The sequence below is a fragment of the Mesorhizobium sangaii genome (genome assembly GCF_014207355.1).
Taxonomy (GTDB): domain Bacteria; phylum Pseudomonadota; class Alphaproteobacteria; order Rhizobiales; family Rhizobiaceae; genus Mesorhizobium; species Mesorhizobium sangaii.
In genome coordinates, this window is record NZ_JACHEF010000039.1 from 1 (window position 1) to 1183 (window position 1183).

Annotated in this window: 1 protein-coding gene; it reads left to right on the forward strand. The window is 64.2% G+C overall.

Translation table 11 applies throughout. From position 1 onward, the window contains the following. Positions 1–968, forward strand: a 968-nt coding sequence (locus tag HNQ71_RS34590) for an IS5 family transposase (protein WP_184879653.1), incomplete at its 5' end; no start/stop codon positions are given. Between the last annotated feature and the right edge of the window lie 215 nt (positions 969–1183).

Consider the following 1183-nt stretch of genomic DNA (forward strand, 5'->3'; position numbering starts at 1 on the left):
AGCGGGACTTCGCGGCGCTGTATTCGCCGATCGGACGGCCATCGATCCCGCCGGAGAAGCTGCTGCGGGCGATGCTGTTGCAGGCGTTCTATTCGATCCGCTCGGAGCGGCTGTTGATGGAGCGGCTGGAATACGACCTTCTGTTCCGCTGGTTCGTCGGGATTGGCGTTGACGATGCGGCTTGGGATCATTCTGTGTTCTCCAAGAACCGCGACCGGTTGCTGGAGGGCGACATCGCTGCAAAGTTCCTGAGCGCGGTGCTGGCGCAGCCCAAGGTCAAGAGGCTTCTGTCGACGGATCACTTCTCGGTCGACGGGACGCTGATCGAGGCGTGGGCGTCGATGAAGAGCGTCAAGCCGAAAGACGGCTCGGGCGAGCCGCCGGCTCAAGGCGGCGGGCGCAACGCCGAAGCGGATTTCCATGGCCAGAAGCGGTCGAACGATACACATGGCTCGACCACCGATCCTGACGCCAGGCTCTATCGCAAAGGTAAAGGCAAGGAGGCCAAGCTGTGCTTCATGGGGCATGGTCTGATGGAGAACCGCCACGGGCTCTTGGTCGATGCCTGCCTGACACTGGCAGACGGGCATGCCGAACGGGTGGCGGCGCTGCACATGATCGAGCCCCGGGCCGACCGGCCGCAGGCGATCACGCTCGGCGCCGACAAGGCCTATGATGCGCAGGACTTCATCAACGAGTTGCGCTCGATGAAGGTGACGCCGCACGTGGCGCAGGACACGAACGGCCGTCGTTCGGCGATCGACGGGCGCACGACGCGGCACGGCGGCTATGCTGTCAGCCAGCGCATCCGCAAGCGCATCGAGGAGGCGTTCGGCTGGATCAAGACGGTCGCCGGTCAGCGCCAAACCAAGTTGCGCGGTCGCGACCGTGTCGGATGGGCCTTCACCTTCAGTGCCGCCGCCTACAATCTGGTGCGGCTGCCCAAGCTGCTGGCGGTGCCGACATGACCGCGCCGGCGAACTGCCGACTGATCGGTCGCTGGCGGATCGTCGAGGCCGATCTGTGGGATCGCTCCTATCTCGATCTTGGCGAACCGGCCATGATCACCATCGGAGCGACAACCACGGTGAGATCGCCTTTGGCGCCCTGCAAGCCGGCCTCGATCTCAGCTATGGCCCCAATATGGTGTTCTTCACATGGGCCGGCTTTGACGAGATGGACG